15 protein-coding genes are annotated in these 14569 nt (G+C 37.5%); 6 read left to right on the top strand and 9 right to left on the bottom strand.

The genetic code is table 11. From position 1 onward, the window contains the following. Nucleotide 1: 1 nt before the first annotated feature. The 7 genes from G504_RS0102030 to G504_RS0102000 form a co-directional block, all read right to left on the bottom strand. Complete coding sequence (locus tag G504_RS0102030; RefSeq protein ID WP_019668461.1) at nucleotides 2-1339, bottom strand: ABC transporter permease; 1338 nt, start codon at nucleotides 1337-1339, stop codon at nucleotides 2-4. Beyond that, on the bottom strand, nucleotides 1332-2267 hold the full coding sequence (locus tag G504_RS0102025; protein WP_019668460.1) for an ABC transporter ATP-binding protein: 936 nt from the start codon (nucleotides 2265-2267) through the stop codon (nucleotides 1332-1334). The genes G504_RS0102030 and G504_RS0102025 overlap by 8 nt, the downstream gene beginning before the upstream one ends. Before the next feature lie 371 nt (nucleotides 2268-2638). Beyond that, nucleotides 2639-3754: a molecular chaperone DnaJ gene (gene dnaJ / locus G504_RS0102020; RefSeq protein ID WP_019668459.1), complete on the bottom strand. Its 1116-nt coding sequence runs from the start codon at nucleotides 3752-3754 to the stop codon at nucleotides 2639-2641. A 15-nt stretch (nucleotides 3755-3769) separates the two neighbouring features. Then, complete coding sequence (locus G504_RS0102015) at nucleotides 3770-4342, bottom strand: nucleotide exchange factor GrpE (protein WP_019668458.1); 573 nt, start codon at nucleotides 4340-4342, stop codon at nucleotides 3770-3772. A gap of 137 nt (nucleotides 4343-4479) precedes the next feature. Next, nucleotides 4480-5439 carry a TIGR01777 family oxidoreductase gene (locus G504_RS0102010; RefSeq protein WP_019668457.1) on the bottom strand — a complete coding sequence of 320 codons (960 nt, stop codon included), beginning with the start codon at nucleotides 5437-5439 and terminating at the stop codon, nucleotides 4480-4482. A 105-nt stretch (nucleotides 5440-5544) separates the two neighbouring features. Next, nucleotides 5545-6207 (bottom strand): tRNA (5-methylaminomethyl-2-thiouridine)(34)-methyltransferase MnmD, encoded by a 663-nt coding sequence (gene mnmD, locus G504_RS0102005; RefSeq protein ID WP_019668456.1) that lies wholly within the window; start codon nucleotides 6205-6207, stop codon nucleotides 5545-5547. 1 nt (nucleotide 6208) lies between these two features. Further along, nucleotides 6209-6712 (bottom strand): DUF4920 domain-containing protein, encoded by a 504-nt coding sequence (locus G504_RS0102000; protein WP_019668455.1) that lies wholly within the window; start codon nucleotides 6710-6712, stop codon nucleotides 6209-6211. Between the two features lie 108 nt (nucleotides 6713-6820). Here G504_RS0102000 and G504_RS0101995 point away from each other — a divergent pair, with 108 nt between their 5' ends. Next, nucleotides 6821-7888: a branched-chain amino acid aminotransferase gene (locus G504_RS0101995; RefSeq protein ID WP_026348341.1), complete on the top strand. Its 1068-nt coding sequence runs from the start codon at nucleotides 6821-6823 to the stop codon at nucleotides 7886-7888. A 45-nt stretch (nucleotides 7889-7933) separates the two neighbouring features. Here the strand turns inward: G504_RS0101995 and G504_RS0101990 are convergent, their stop codons facing one another. After that, a complete protein-coding gene (locus G504_RS0101990; protein ID WP_019668453.1) occupies nucleotides 7934-8320 on the bottom strand; it encodes a pyrophosphohydrolase domain-containing protein in 387 nt (128 codons plus the stop codon). Between the two features lie 539 nt (nucleotides 8321-8859). Here G504_RS0101990 and crcB point away from each other — a divergent pair. The 4 genes from crcB to G504_RS0101960 all read left to right on the top strand — a co-directional run bounded on the left by crcB (nucleotide 8860) and on the right by G504_RS0101960 (nucleotide 12423). After that, nucleotides 8860-9231: a fluoride efflux transporter CrcB gene (crcB, locus tag G504_RS0101975; protein ID WP_019668450.1), complete on the top strand. Its 372-nt coding sequence runs from the start codon at nucleotides 8860-8862 to the stop codon at nucleotides 9229-9231. 281 nt (nucleotides 9232-9512) lie between these two features. Then, on the top strand, nucleotides 9513-9851 hold the full coding sequence (locus G504_RS0101970; RefSeq protein ID WP_019668449.1) for a P-II family nitrogen regulator: 339 nt from the start codon (nucleotides 9513-9515) through the stop codon (nucleotides 9849-9851). A gap of 27 nt (nucleotides 9852-9878) precedes the next feature. After that, nucleotides 9879-11132, top strand: a complete 1254-nt coding sequence (locus tag G504_RS0101965; RefSeq protein ID WP_019668448.1) for an ammonium transporter — start codon at nucleotides 9879-9881, stop codon at nucleotides 11130-11132. A 121-nt stretch (nucleotides 11133-11253) separates the two neighbouring features. Beyond that, a complete protein-coding gene (locus tag G504_RS0101960; protein ID WP_019668447.1) occupies nucleotides 11254-12423 on the top strand; it encodes an outer membrane beta-barrel protein in 1170 nt (389 codons plus the stop codon). 73 nt (nucleotides 12424-12496) lie between these two features. Here the strand turns inward: G504_RS0101960 and G504_RS0101955 are convergent, their stop codons facing one another. After that, on the bottom strand, nucleotides 12497-13153 hold the full coding sequence (locus G504_RS0101955; protein WP_019668446.1) for a DUF1684 domain-containing protein: 657 nt from the start codon (nucleotides 13151-13153) through the stop codon (nucleotides 12497-12499). A 206-nt stretch (nucleotides 13154-13359) separates the two neighbouring features. On the opposite strand from G504_RS0101955, the gene G504_RS0101950 reads away from it, so the two are divergent. Next, on the top strand, nucleotides 13360-14568 hold the full coding sequence (locus G504_RS0101950; RefSeq protein WP_019668445.1) for an MFS transporter: 1209 nt from the start codon (nucleotides 13360-13362) through the stop codon (nucleotides 14566-14568). Nucleotide 14569 lies beyond the last annotated feature (1 nt).

The raw sequence follows: 14569 nt of genomic DNA, 5'->3' as shown, positions 1-14569 counted from the left end.
TTCAGTATTTGAGCCATTTATATAATTCCCTATAGGTTGGTTTTTTCCCATACATTAAAATACCCACACGGTATATTTTTGCGGCGAGCCATACAATTCCAACAAAAGTTACAATTAAAAGTACAATAGATATAATAATTTGCCAGAGCGGAACACCTCCTTCTCCTATTCCACCTGGCAACCGCATAAGCATTACAATGGGAGAAGTAAATGGGAAAAGGGAAAAGGCAACGGCAATAGGACCATGCGGATTGCTAAATACAGAGAAGAATCCAACATAAATGGCCAGCATTAACGGCAATATTATTGGAAAAATAAATTGCTGAGTATCTGTCTCATTATCCACTGCTGCGCCAATGGCTGCATAAATTGAACTGTATATTAAGTAGCCGAGCACAAAATATACCAAAAACAAAGAAATAAGTAAAAACCATGGAATTTGCAAAAATTCGAGTGCATACAATTGCATGGCGTCTGTTGTTTGCGGCATCGGAGAAATAGTGCTCATCGGATTGGACACCATAGCAGATTGATCGCTAATTCCGGTAAGATCTATTCCGGAAACCAAAAATATTACGAATAAGAGTAAGGAAGCAGATACTATCCAGATTGAAAATTGTGTTATTCCTGCTAAGGATGTTCCAATAATTTTACCCAACATTAATTGAAATGGTTTTACGGATGAGATAATTACTTCAATAATACGACTCGTTTTCTCCTCAATAACACTGCGCATCACAAAACCACCATAAATTATGATAAACATCATTATCAAATAACCAAATCCACCCCCTACAAAGGCTTTCATTTCGTTTATGCCCTTTAAATTTTGCTCTCCTTCAAAAGTGGCTATATTAATTTCGAAGCTATTATTTATTGTGGTAAATTCCTCTGTTGAAACCCCAATATCTATTAGTCTTCTTTGTCTTAAACGTTCCTCGAAAATATTTTCCAAAGGGTCGAGAAGAGTAGAATTCGGCGGTTCCTTCGAATAGAAGAAGGAATTTTGGGTTACTTCTTCAAGGTCGCTCCCAATAGGAATATGCAAGAGGCCCGAAAAACCGAGACTAAGTGTAGAATCTTTTGCCGCCTGCAATGATATCCTTTTAAAAAAAACAAAGGAGGTTCTTTCAGTGGTATTGAAATCAGTAGAGAAATAATCGCTTTCATTAAATACAGCAATTATTCTTTTCTGACTATCATTAACCTTGGTCAGATAAGCGATAAGTACAATCATGGCAACCATCAGAATAGGACTTAGAAAAGTCATAATCACAAATGATTTATTACGGACTTTGGCCAGGTATTCCCGCTTTATGATTAAAGACAATTTATTCATGGGCATTTTTGTTTTGTACGGTTTGAATAAATATCTCATTCGCTGTAGGGATAGTTTCCACAAAATTATTTATGCTCGCTTCTGCTGATAATATTGATAAAAAATTCCTGGTGTCATCCGATGGTAATTGAACTGTAAAGTCCAGTTGCTTTTTCCGAATATCATATGTTGATTCGGTTATATCGAATTTATCTGAAATCAGGTTTAAAAAATTTTCTCCATTTTCTAATTCCAGACCAACTCTAAAAATATTGTTCTTGTACCTTTTTTTGATATCTTCAAGCTTACCGTCCAAAATCTTTTCCGCATTGTGCAGCAGAGCAATATATTCGCATAATTCTTCAACAGATTCCATTCTGTGCGTTGAAAATATTATCGAAGTCCCTTTTTCCTTAAGTTTTATAATCTCATCTTTTATTATATTGGCATTAATAGGGTCAAAACCACTAAACGGCTCATCAAAAATCAAGAGTTTAGGTTCATGCAAAACTGTAACAATAAACTGAATTTTTTGCGCCATCCCTTTTGAGAGCTCCTGAATTTTTCTGTTCCACCAATCGCCTATATCCAGCTTATCAAACCAATACCTAAGCCTTTGATTTGCATCAGATTTGCTCAATCCTTTAAGCTGTGCAAGATACAAGGCCTGCTCGCCTACTTTCATGCTTTTGTAAAGACCCCTCTCTTCAGGAAGGTAACCAATCTGAGCGATATGATGGGGCTGCAGTAACTCTCCATTAAACAACACTTCGCCGGAATCAGGATAGGTAATTTGATTTATAATCCTGATCAAGGTTGTTTTGCCGGCACCATTAGGACCTAATAACCCATAAATACAATTCCGCGGTATTTCCAGTGAAACATTATTAAGCGCAATTTGGTTGCCAAATTTTTTAGTAACATTTCTGGCAACTAGGATATTTTTCATGCAGGCTATATTTTTTTATAATTTGAATGCATCTGTGAAATTTTCAAACGATGTATTGAATTAAGACAGATCAAATAAGGCAAATTCCAATTAAAACTTTTCCAATAGTGTTTAATTCAGAATTCGGAGTCTGTAATCATCACTTTTTATAGGATTCAAAGATATAGAAATGCATTAAAATGGTTCTGTAAACCAGGCTATTTTGTTTTCAGCCTTAATGATTTAGGGTGTAAAGATGGTATAAAAAACAAAACCCACCCTTAAAAAGATTAAGGATGGGAAAAAAATTGCTATGAAAAAGAAAATTAATATCGGTTTCCCAATATTAAATCAAATATACGTTTTTTATTTAAAAGGCAAAGTTTAATTCGCTAAGAGAACATATCTTTTACTTTTTCGAAAAAGGATTTATCCGATTTTTCAGGCCTGGGTTCAAAGTTCTCGTTATTTCGCATCTTTTCAAAAAAATCGCGTTGCTCCTTATTAAGTTCCTTTGGTGTCCATACATTCACATGGACCAAAAGATCTCCTGTTCCATAGCCGTTAATGCTGGTAATCCCTTTTCCTCTCAATCTCAGAATCTTCCCGGATTGAATTCCCGCCTCTAATTTAATGCGAACTTGCCCTGTTACCGTATCAATCTCTTTTGAGGTGCCTAAAATGGCATCCGAAATACTTATGTATAAATCATAATGGAGATTATCTCCTTCCCGCTTTAAAGTAGGATGCTCTTTGGTTTCTATTGCAACCAGTAAATCCCCTGCAATTCCATTACCCGGGGCTTCATTACCCTTACCGGATACTTTTAGCTGCATGCCCTGCTCCACGCCCGGTGGTATTTTTATAGATACTGTCTCTTCAACTATCTTTAGGCCCTGCGCATCCGCATCATTTGGTCTTTTATCTATTATCTGACCACTTCCACCGCAACTATTGCAGGTGGCCGCCGTTTGCATCCTACCCAGAATTGTGTTGGTAATTTTGGTCACCTGCCCTGCACCGTTACAGGTTGCACATGTCTTGTAGGTAACACCGGCTGCCTGCTTTTTACGTTTCACCTTAACCTTTTTCTCAACACCATGAGCAATTTCCTCAAGGGTTAAGCTTACCCTGATTCTTAAATTACTGCCTTTCATCCTGCGCTGACCACCACTGAAGCCACCAAAACCTCCAAAGCCGCCACCACCGAATGCACTGCCGAAAATATCCCCAAATTGGCTAAAGATATCCTCCATATTCATACCTCCACCACCAAAGCCACCGCCTTCAAACGCAGCATGCCCATATTGATCGTATCTGGCTTTCTTATCAGGATCACTCAAAACTTCATACGCCTCAGCCGCCTTTTTAAACATTTCTTCTGCCTCCGCGTCTCCCGGGTTTTTATCCGGGTGAAATTCTATCGCTTTCTTCCGATATGCTTTTTTGATTTCGGTTGCTGTGGCATTTTTGGAAATACCCAATATTTCATAGAAATCCTGCTTCATAAGTCTTTTTTATGTTTAATTTCCAACAACCACTTTTGGATGTCGTATAATTTTATCTCCAAGCTTAAACCCCTTCTCCACAACATCTATGATTTTACCTTTTAATTTTTTATCTGGGGCAGGAATCTGGGTAATTGCATCGTGGACTTCAGCATCAAAAGCATCGCCTTTCTTAATGGTTATTTCTTGTAAACCTTTGGCCTTAAGTGTTTCTCTTAATTTGCCGCTGATAAGATCGACACCTTTAAATAATTCCTTATCAGACGACTTGGAGATCTCTTTAAGAGCTCTGTCAAAATCATCCATGATTGGCAACAGCGCTACTATTACCTCCTGTCCGGCAGTTTTAAAAAGGTCCATACGCTCCTTGGTAGTACGTTTTTTGTAATTTTCAAACTCCGCAAATAGCCTCAAAAACTTGTCTTTTTCTTTCTCCAGATCTTCCTGTAACTGCTCCTCTTTAGATTTCATCTCCTCTTGTTGCCCATTCGGATCTGACTCCAAATCCTGCTCGTCCTTCATTTCCTCAATTACCTGCTCTTCCGGGATCATTTCATTTATCTCGTCTGACTTATCTTTTTTATTCATTTAGTCTTGATTTTTATAAACCTCAAATTAGGATGGCAAAAGTACTGCCAATTCTTTAAAAATGTCAAAATGTCACAAAAAAAAACACCCTTAACGCAGGATGCTAAAAGAGAAGCTACTTATCGCCATTTTAAAATCTATACATATTCCCCGGACAAAACATCGTCTGTATTATCCTTTTTAACTTCCTCAGAATATATATTTTCCAATGCGCTGCAAATATTATTAAATTGAAAAATAAAGCCTTCTTTCTCTATTTTTTTACTGCTCACACGTTGACTGGCTAATAAAAGGTAAGACATTTCACCCAGGATAAGTCTCAATGCAAATTGTGGAATATCAGGCAAAAACAAAGGTTTCTTAAGGACCTTGGCCAATTCTTTGACCATTTTCTTATTCGTAACAGGATTTGGCGCTACACCGTTGTAAACACCAGACAAATTGTTTTCAAGGGCAAACAGGAACATACGGGCAATATCATTTACATGTATCCAGGATTGCCATTGTTCTCCTGAACCAAATGAAGCCCCCATAAACTTTTTTACGGCATTCGCCATATTTGGCAGGGCTCCTCCTTCTGCAGAGAGAACAAGACCTATGCGAATTTTGGCAACGTTACAATTGAGTTCCTGAAATTTATCAGTTTCGCTCTCCCAAATCGCAGAAACATCTCCTAAAAAACTTGCATCTACATTTGTTTCTTCTTCGGTATAAAAATCAGACAAGGAATTGGGATAGATTCCTATGGCAGATGCTGAAATGAAGGATATTCGTTCTTGGTAATTTAGATTTTTGAGTGCATTATACAGTGTCTTTAAACTGTCTGTCCTGCTCGATAGAATTATCTCTTTATTAGGTTTCGTCCATCTTCTGGCAATGTTAGTCCCTGCCAAATTTATAATAGCAGTAACCCCTTCAAAGCATTTTACATCTATTTCATTATTTTTTGGCTGCCAATAAAACCCCCGGTAATTGACTTCGTTTTTTATTTTGGTTCTATCAGTTGTAAGATAATTTACTGAAATTCCTTTCTCACTACATAAGTCGGTTATGGCTTGGCCAATTAACCCGGTTGCCCCGGTAATTAAAACTTTCATCGCATAATTTTGGGCTAAAGATATTGGTTTTTAATCCCGTAGCAATCAGGTTTAATTTCGATTTAACAATATCCGCTACAAATTATAGTTGAAATTAGATTCTCCTTATACTTTGAGTGCCCTGAGCATTTCCCTCTTACCCGGTGGACCGGGCAGGCGTTCAACAACAAAACCAACGGATTGCATCGCTCTTCTGACACTTCCTTTAGCTGCATAGGTTACCAAAACACCATTTGCAGAAAGAGCTTTATACATTTTATCAAAAACTATTTCTGTCCAAAGTTCCGGTTGTACCCTGGCGCCAAACGCATCAAAATATATCAGGTCGTAAAGACTGGTATCAGAAATTTCCTGAAAGTCCTTTTTTTGCTTTAGAAATGTAAAATGAGATGTAAGTTTTGTTTTGATTCCCCAGGCGCACTTGTGCATTTCAAAAAATTGCTTTCTATAAGCCTCCGCATTTAAAGTTTCAATATACTCCAACTGTAATACTTCTTCAATAGATACCGGATAAGCCTCAATACCGGTATAATCTACAACTCTGCCATTCTTTCCGGACTCTATCAGGGTTATCAGGGCGTTAAGACCAGATCCAAAACCAATTTCCAAAATGCGTATGGCCTTATTGGTATGGTATTCCAAACCTTTATCAATAAATACATGATAAGCCTCATTTACAGCCCCATGAACCGAGTGATATTGTTCCTCCCAATCCTGTATTTGAATGGTTTTAGAACCATCCCCCGTGGTAATTATATTTCTTTTCAACTTATTGTTCTATTAGTACCCCATCTGCCACAAATTCAAAAGTTACTTTGGGCTCCTTAATCTGTGCAATAGCTTCCTGTGATTGGCCGGCATCTTTGGCATAGTGCTTTTGGTCAGCAACGCTCATGCTGGCAACAAAAGCAATTCCATTTACAATTACCTCCCTTCCCTCAATATCCTTAGGTACAAAAAAACCATAATCTTTAAACTTCACCATTGCTTCCTCTCCATTATTTAAATTCAACTTCATCCAGCAACCTTTAGCTTTACAAACATCCACAACGGTTGCTGAAAACTTGGCCTGCAGAGTATCTGCATCTGAAAGCGACTCAAATTTAACTGACATTTCTTTGCTGTCGATAGCACCCTCGTGCTTAATAGTCCTCCCATAGGAAGCATAATTTACCGCGCCCGGAACATTTTCTTTTTCACCGGATGGCTTTTGTTGATTCTTGCAACCCGTTAACAGTACTAATAATACAAGTATAATGTTAAAACTTTTCATTATTAATAATATTTATGATTCATGGGCAAAACTGGTGATTTTTCCTCGAAAAAAGAAGTCATTAAAGGTGATAATTGTTTAATTTTAATCCTAGAAAAAGCGATTTCAATGGATACAGAAGTAAAAAACCTGATAGTTGAGAAGGTAAAAACTTCCAGGATTAGTCAGGTTGATTTTGATCATCTTCCTTTTGGTGCATATTTCACAGATCACATGTTTGTCTGTGATTACAAAAATGGCGCATGGGAAACTCCTAAAATAATTCCTTATCAACCTTTGCAAATGGAGCCTTCTTCCAGAGTGTTTCATTATGGCCAGGCGGTTTTTGAGGGAATGAAAGCGTACAGGGATGATCAGGGAGGTGTATGGTTATTCAGGCCAGAAGAGAATTTCAAACGAATAAATAAGTCGAGTGTACGACTTGCAATGCCAGAGTTTCCCGAGGAGTACTTTTTTGAAGGTCTTAAGAAGCTTTTACAGTTAGATGAAAAGTGGATTAAACCGGGCTTGGGCAATTCTTTGTACATCCGCCCTTTCGTTATTGCAACCCAGGCGGGAATTATTGCTTCCCCCTCTGAAGAATTTAAATTTATTATCATTTGTTCTCCTGCGCAATCCTATTACGGAGGTGAGGTGAGAGTAAAAATTGCTGAAAAATTTAGCCGGGCTGCAGATGGTGGATTTGGATTCACCAAAGCAGCAGGTAATTATGCAGGGCAATTTTATCCAACAAACCTGGCAAAGGAAGAAGGATTTCAACAAGTGGTTTGGACAGATGCAAATACACATGAGTATATTGAAGAAGCAGGTACCATGAATATCTTCATACGACTCGACAACAAATTAATTACCTGCCCCACCGGGGATAGAATATTGGATGGTATAACCAGAAAAAGCATCATTGAACTGGCCAAAGACTTGGGCATTGAAGTTGAAATACGACCTATAAAAGTTTCTGAGCTGGTTGAGGGAATTAAGAACAAGACTCTTAAGGAAATGTTTGGCAGTGGAACGGCCGCGGTGATTAATCCGATTTTGGGCTTCGGTTATAAAGGAGACCGTTTTGAGTTGCCTAAAGTTGAAAAATCCTATGCAACCATCCTGAAGCAACACTTACTGGATATACAATATAACAAGGCTGAAGATAAATTTGGCTGGAGGTATAGGGTTCAGTAATCCCTTAAAAAAATTAAAAATACAGACAGTATATTAAGGTCTGTATTATTTATCAAGAATGGCCTGAATATTTGGCTTAAAATATTCAGGTCCTTTTAATACTTTGCCGTCATCCCTGTATATAGGTTTGCCATCTTTTCCCAGTTTGCTCATATTGCTGCGCTGTATTTCTTCAAACACCTCTTCTATTTTATGCTGCATACCGTGTTCTAGAATTGTACCGCAAAGAATATAAAGCATATCTCCCAAAGCATCTGCTACCTCAGCCAGATCATTATTTTGTGCCGCCTCCAAATACTCTTTATTCTCCTCATCCATAAGGTTAAACCGAAGTTTATTTTTAGCTGTACCAAGATCTGCTTTCATGGAGTGCGATACTCCAAGGCCAAAAGATCTATGAAAAAGTTCAACAGAAGCAATTTTCTTTTTCATGAGTATTTTGTTTTAGTTTTGCATAAAAATAATGAATATGTTTAGCACCGGACAAGTAATATTTGCCATAGTTTTTATTTTGTTATTCACATTGATCCTGATATTTTCTTATCGCAAAGACAAGGATCTTCATGCTAAAAATTACAGAGGTGTAAAATGGGTGGGCATAGTGTTTGTTATATTCATAATATTCCTGTTCGCTATTAAGTATATTCTCAAAAATTGACGTAATTACTGCCAACACAACAAAAATATGGTGATTGACAACAAACTTGGCATTTGATTCGTATAATACAAGAAAAGACGTAATTTTGCGTTAACCTATTATATCACAATTTTAAAATGACCACTTTTTTAACCATTTTTATTGTTCTAGTCTTATTTAATGCTGCTCTCTTATTCTTTAGTGTAGCAAATAGCAGACAGGGAGTAAGCAAGTTGAGGAAAAGTATTTCGAAGGAATCCTTAACTAAAATTTATCCTCTGGATTTAGATTCAGCCAAGTACAAAAAAGCAATTTAGTTTTTTACCTTTAGGGTATGAAACAATTTTTACTTGTTTTTATTGGAGGTGGGTTTGGTAGCTTTCTTCGTTTTATTATTGGTAAAACTTTCAACGATTATTTTCATAATTTTTTCCTCGGCACCTTTATAGTCAATATTATTGGCTGTCTATTAATTGGTTTTATTCTGGGCGCATCAATGAAAGGGAATCTTCTTTCAAAAGATCAAATCCTGATCCTTTCGACAGGGTTCTGCGGAGGATTTACTACTTTTTCTGCATTTACACTCGAGAACCATGGTCTACTTCAATCCGGTCAAATACTACAGTTTTCTTTTTACACCCTTAGTAGTATTGCGGTTGGTATTCTCGCAGTGGTAGTGGGCCTTTGGCTTTCCAGATTATTATAGAAATTCCTGTTTTCAACACACTGTTTTATCCTTATTAGTCAGATATTCCACCCCTGGTCTGTTTCAAAAAAATGGATCGGTTTAACACTTTCCTACAACTAAAGTTAATACTTCCTCACAAAATCATCATATACATAATTATTTATGTTTTTAATATCATACCCTTAAAAATAATAGGGTCAAATTATAATAAGTATAAAAATTACCAAACCACCCCCTCTTTTTTTAGGGTCTTAATTTATTTAATATATATTTGCGCCGATCAACAATAAACTTAACAAATGAAAAAAGTTGAAGCAATTATCAGGAAATCCAAATTTGATGACGTGAAAAACGCACTTCATGAAATTGAGGTAAATTTCTTTAGTTACTGGGATGTAACTGGAGTTGGAAATGAAAAACAAGGTCATGTCTATCGTGGTATTTCATACAGTACTACAGACATCCAGAGAAGGTATCTCGAAATAGTAGTATCCGACGAATTTCTGGAAAGAACCGTGAACACAGTATTGGAAGCCGCTTATACAGGAAATGTAGGGGACGGCAAAATCTTTGTTTCCGATGTGCTGCAGGCCTACAGAATTCGAACCAAAGAAAACGGCCACGCCGGAATTAACTAAAAAGTAACTAACTAATACTTAAAAGAAATGGAAGCAGGATTATTTACAGCTAATAATGTTTGGATGATGGTATGTACCGCCCTTGTATTTTTCATGCATACGGGGTTCGCCTTTTTAGAAATTGGCCTCACCAGACAAAAAAACACAATCAATATTCTTTTTAAAAATATCTTTATAATCACCGTAGGACTACTCTTGTATTATATAGGTGGTTTTAATTTGATGTATCCCGGATTTGAAGAAGGATCCATGGGTATTTTCGAATTTGCAGGATTTGGTATTGACGCCCCGGATAACGGGATGACTCCCGAATATGCAGATGGAGGTTATACCTGGTGGACAGATTTTCTGTTCCAGGGAATGTTTGCAGCCACAGCAGCTACTATAGTTTCAGGTGCTGTTGCAGAGCGTATTAAAATAGGTCCGTTTATGATTTTTACAATCATTTATGTAGGTCTAATATATCCTATAGCCGGTTCCTGGCAATGGGGAGGCGGATTCCTTTCTACACTAGGAGGAGATGATGGAGGTTTTTATGATTTTGCAGGATCTACTTTGGTACATTCCGTCGGAGGATGGGGAGCATTAATAGCAATTTACCTTTTGGGAGCCAGAATAGGCAAATTTGGTAAAGATGGCGAACCTAAGGCTATCCCAGGCCATAGTATCCCAATGGCAACAGCGGGGGTCTTAATCCTATGGTTAGGCTGGTTTGGCTTTAATGGTGGTTCTGTATTATCTGCAGACCCAGCTACTACATCACTGGTACTTGTAACTACTTGTCTGGCTGCTGCTGCCGGTGGTGTTGGAGCCGCAGCGTTATCTACCATTATGTATAAGAATATGGACCTAACCATGTTCCTCAACGGAATTTTGGGGGGTCTGGTAGGGATTACAGCAGGGGCGGATCTAATGTCACCTACAGAGGCCGTAATTATAGGTCTTATTGCCGGTGTAATAATAGTACTGGGTGTAGCCTTTATTGACAGGATTCGGTTGGATGATCCTGTAGGAGCAGTTACCGTTCACCTTATATGTGGAATCTGGGGAACACTGGCTGTTGGAATATTCGGAGATCTTGCCGGAGGCCAGCAGTTTATCTATCAATTAACCGGCGTAGCCGCAGTTGGCGCATTTTGTTGTATCTCGGCCTTCATAGTCATTTTTGCTCTTAAGAAAACAATAGGAATAAGAGTTCCAAAAGAAGAAGAAATAGATGGGCTGGACCTGGCGGAACACGGAATGGACGCTTATGCCGACTTTAGAATGAATCAACATTAATATTTAAGCTATAAAGGTTAACGGAGCGTTTGGCAGAACGCTCCGTTATAAAACATTTTCAAATAAATCAATTTATACATCATTTAACGTTCTCCCTTACAGGAAACTAAAACATTGAATTATGAAAACATTTAAAAATACAAGTTACATAAAAAATCTTTTACTTTTAGCATTGCTAGCGCTGGGAACGGCCACTTTTGCTCAGGAAGAAGAGGAAGAAGAAAAAAAGAAAATCTCTTTTAGTGGTTCTGTAGATGCGTATTATCGTACTAATTTCAACGGATTAAACAGTGTAGTGCCAATTGTAGAAGGTGGGACGGAAATAGGCGAAATATCTCCAAGTGCACCCGGCACATCATTTGCTAATGATAACGGTTTTTCAATAGGTATGGTTAATCTAATAGCAGGATACGAAGGCAAAAAAGTAGGTTTTGTCGCTGACCTCGTATTTGGACCAAGAGGCGAGGATGCCGTATTTAATGATTCAGGACCTACCAGCATTGTGAACCAGTTGTATGTGTACTGGAATGTTAGTGATAAAGTGACTCTTACCTTAGGAAACTTTAACACATTTTTGGGGTATGAAGTTATTTCACCTGTAGCAAACTTTAACTATAGCACTTCTTATATGTTCTCCTACGGCCCGTTTTCCCACAGTGGTCTGAAAGCAGATTTTGATTTAGGAAACGACTGGTCGGCTATGGTAGCCATTTTGAATCAGACTGATTTTACATCTTCGGCCAGGCAAAGCGATTTAAGTTTTGGAGCCCAGCTTGGTTATGCAGGTCAATATCTTAACTTTTTGTACGGAAAACAGGGGGCCGACAAAATTCTCAATGATGGAGTCATTGTAGAACCGGACATTCAGGCACTTTTTCAGATAGATTATACAGGTGGATTTAATATTGGAGAAGACTTTTATTTGGGAATTAATGCCACCTATCAGGATACCGGGGATGTTGGATTTGATGAAGATACGCCAGAGGATCTTGGGTTCTACGGTGTTGCATTATATCCACAATATACTTTTTCTGAGACCTTTGCCCTTGGTTTAAGAGGTGAATATTTTGAAGAAATTGGTGATTTTGGCGCCATTGGCACCGGAGTTGAAGATTCCAGCGTATTCGCTGTCACCCTTTCAGGAAATGTTACAATTGGCAAATATCTTAGGTTGATTCCGGAAATAAGATTTGACAACGCTTCAGATGATTCATTTTTATTTGTAAATAAAGATTTAGAAACATCTAAAAACTTGTCTTCATTCCTGCTAGCTGCTGTATTTGCCTTCTAGCAAAAAATTAGTTTGGTTTTGTTTAGTTAAATAAATGCCGGCCCTGGTGGTAATACATCAGGGCCAATTTATTTTATTGCGTTTTAAAACTTTTAACCCCTGCGGTAATTTTGGTATTCAGGAAATTTCTTTTTGGAACTATAGGACAAGAATACTTCTTATTATAAACGCAATATGGATTATAAGCCCTGTTGAAATCAATAACAATTGAATTTCCTTCAGGGATTTCCAAATCAAGATACCGGCCTCCGGCATAGGTCTCTTCACCGTTTGTGTTATCTAAAAAAGGTAGAAAGAGGTAATCTTCGTACCCTTCAGTTTCTTTCAATTCAAGGTTTTGATACACTTCAAGACTATATTTAATTCCATTTAAAGTAAAATGAACGATCCCGAATACCACTTCTTCAGAAAGGCGCTCCGTAGTGGTAGGCATCATAAAAGGTATGGCATCCATTGTTCTTTGCAAGGTAGCCATTACCCTAAATGAAGTATCGGGCTGAAAGAAATCCAGACCTTCAAAATCCTTACGATATCTGTCGGGTAAGGGAGAAGTCTCAGGGTTTTCAAATTCTTCATTGAGCTTTTCTTGAAACATTAAAATCTCATTAACCAGCTCTGAATTATCTGTTTTTATATCTGAGCTTTTTGCATCGTGATATTTACGTTTATCTGCACAGCCCAAAGTGCAAACAAATAAACAAATCAGTCCAAATAATATATTTTTTTTCATAACTGCATATTTCGTTCAAAAATACAATATCTCCTTTTTTATCATACTTTTACTTTTCAAGAAATGACTATGAAAAGTTTATTGATATTAAGGACTGTAAAAGGATTACCATTCCCGGGGTAATGACTTTGCCATGCTTAGAATCAATTCTACTTAATAAGTCATAGCCTGGCTGGTATGTCGGGCTTTTTTATGATTTTCTCTTAATGCAGTCAATTTATAATAATTATATAAATTCATTTAAAGGTTTATCCAAAGAAGTTTGGTGGCTCTCTTTAATTACCCTTATAAACAGGGCCGGGACTATGGTTATCCCATTTTTGTCGCTATACCTTACACAGGATCTTGGCTTCACACTGGAAAATGTAGGAATTATAATGAGTTGTTTTGGATTAGGGTCCCTGATTGGTGCCTGGCTGGGTGGTAAATTAACAGATCTCTTTGGTCCATATCGCGTTATGCTGGTAAGTCTGATGTTAACCGGGATACTTTTTATTATTCTTCAATATCTTGTTTCTTTTTGGTCTATATGTGGGGGTATCTTTATATTGATGATTATCGCCGATGCTTTCAGACCAGCAACATTTGTTGCGCTTAACTCCTATAGCAAACCTGAAAATAAAACAAGATCGGTAACACTCATTCGACTAGCGATTAATCTTGGTTTTTCTGCCGGCCCTGCTATTGGCGGGCTTATAATAGCTACTTTAAGCTATAGTGGATTGTTTTGGGTGGATGGCCTTAGTTGTCTAGCTGCCGGAATCCTACTGTTACTGCTCCTTAACCCTAAAAAAGCAAAAGTTCAGGAAAGTATTCCAAATGAAATGCCACTGTCTGCATACAAAGATGTGCCTTATTGGATATTTATTGTTTCGATGGTTTTGTTCGGATTCGTATTTGTTCAGTACTTTTCCACAATTCCACTTTATTATAGCGATGTTCGTGGGCTAAATGAAACTCAGATAGGGCTGCTTTTGGCCATGAACGGCTTTTTAATAGTAATCTTTGAAATGCCCCTGATTAAGTTTTTAGAAACAAGGTCTTTATCCAAAGTAGCTCATGTAATGATTGGCTTAATGCTTGTCACCTTAAGTCTGCTAATCTTAAATTTTAGCACATGGATGGGTATAGTTGTAATAGGAATGCTATTAATGACTCTGGGAGAAATGATCGCATTTCCATTTTCATATGCATTTGCCATGGATAGAGCCCGGAGGGGAAGACCTGGCCAGTACATGGCTCTATATAGTATTTCCTTTTCAATTGCTCATATTTTTGCGCATAATTCTGGAATGATTTCCATAGCAAGGCTTGGTTATGAAACTACATGGTATTTGGCAGCTTTTATAGGTTTGCTCGGCATTTTATTACTTTTATGGTTAAAGAAAGTGCTGCTAAAGAGTACCCGAAATTAAA

Origin of the sequence: Eudoraea adriatica DSM 19308 (genome assembly GCF_000382125.1) — a bacterium.
GTDB classification, from domain to species: Bacteria; Bacteroidota; Bacteroidia; order Flavobacteriales; family Flavobacteriaceae; genus Eudoraea; species Eudoraea adriatica.
The sequence above is the reverse complement of the archived record's forward strand: the minus strand, read 5'-3'. Positions and strand labels throughout refer to the sequence as shown.

Coding starts and splice junctions, on each gene's coding strand:
- G504_RS0101955 (WP_019668446.1), bottom strand. CDS start 13,153: ATGAAAAAAAATATATTATTTGGACTGATTTGTTTATTTGTTTGCACT.
- G504_RS0102015 (WP_019668458.1), bottom strand. CDS start 4,342: ATGAATAAAAAAGATAAGTCAGACGAGATAAATGAAATGATCCCGGAA.
- G504_RS0102010 (WP_019668457.1), bottom strand. CDS start 5,439: ATGAAAGTTTTAATTACCGGGGCAACCGGGTTAATTGGCCAAGCCATA.
- G504_RS0102030 (WP_019668461.1), bottom strand. CDS start 1,339: ATGAATAAATTGTCTTTAATCATAAAGCGGGAATACCTGGCCAAAGTC.
- G504_RS0102025 (WP_019668460.1), bottom strand. CDS start 2,267: ATGAAAAATATCCTAGTTGCCAGAAATGTTACTAAAAAATTTGGCAAC.
- crcB (WP_019668450.1), top strand. CDS start 8,860: ATGAAACAATTTTTACTTGTTTTTATTGGAGGTGGGTTTGGTAGCTTT.
- G504_RS0101960 (WP_019668447.1), top strand. CDS start 11,254: ATGAAAACATTTAAAAATACAAGTTACATAAAAAATCTTTTACTTTTA.
- G504_RS0101990 (WP_019668453.1), bottom strand. CDS start 8,320: ATGAAAAAGAAAATTGCTTCTGTTGAACTTTTTCATAGATCTTTTGGC.
- G504_RS0101970 (WP_019668449.1), top strand. CDS start 9,513: ATGAAAAAAGTTGAAGCAATTATCAGGAAATCCAAATTTGATGACGTG.
- dnaJ (WP_019668459.1), bottom strand. CDS start 3,754: ATGAAGCAGGATTTCTATGAAATATTGGGTATTTCCAAAAATGCCACA.
- G504_RS0101950 (WP_019668445.1), top strand. CDS start 13,360: ATGCAGTCAATTTATAATAATTATATAAATTCATTTAAAGGTTTATCC.
- G504_RS0101965 (WP_019668448.1), top strand. CDS start 9,879: ATGGAAGCAGGATTATTTACAGCTAATAATGTTTGGATGATGGTATGT.
- G504_RS0101995 (WP_026348341.1), top strand. CDS start 6,821: ATGGATACAGAAGTAAAAAACCTGATAGTTGAGAAGGTAAAAACTTCC.
- G504_RS0102000 (WP_019668455.1), bottom strand. CDS start 6,712: ATGAAAAGTTTTAACATTATACTTGTATTATTAGTACTGTTAACGGGT.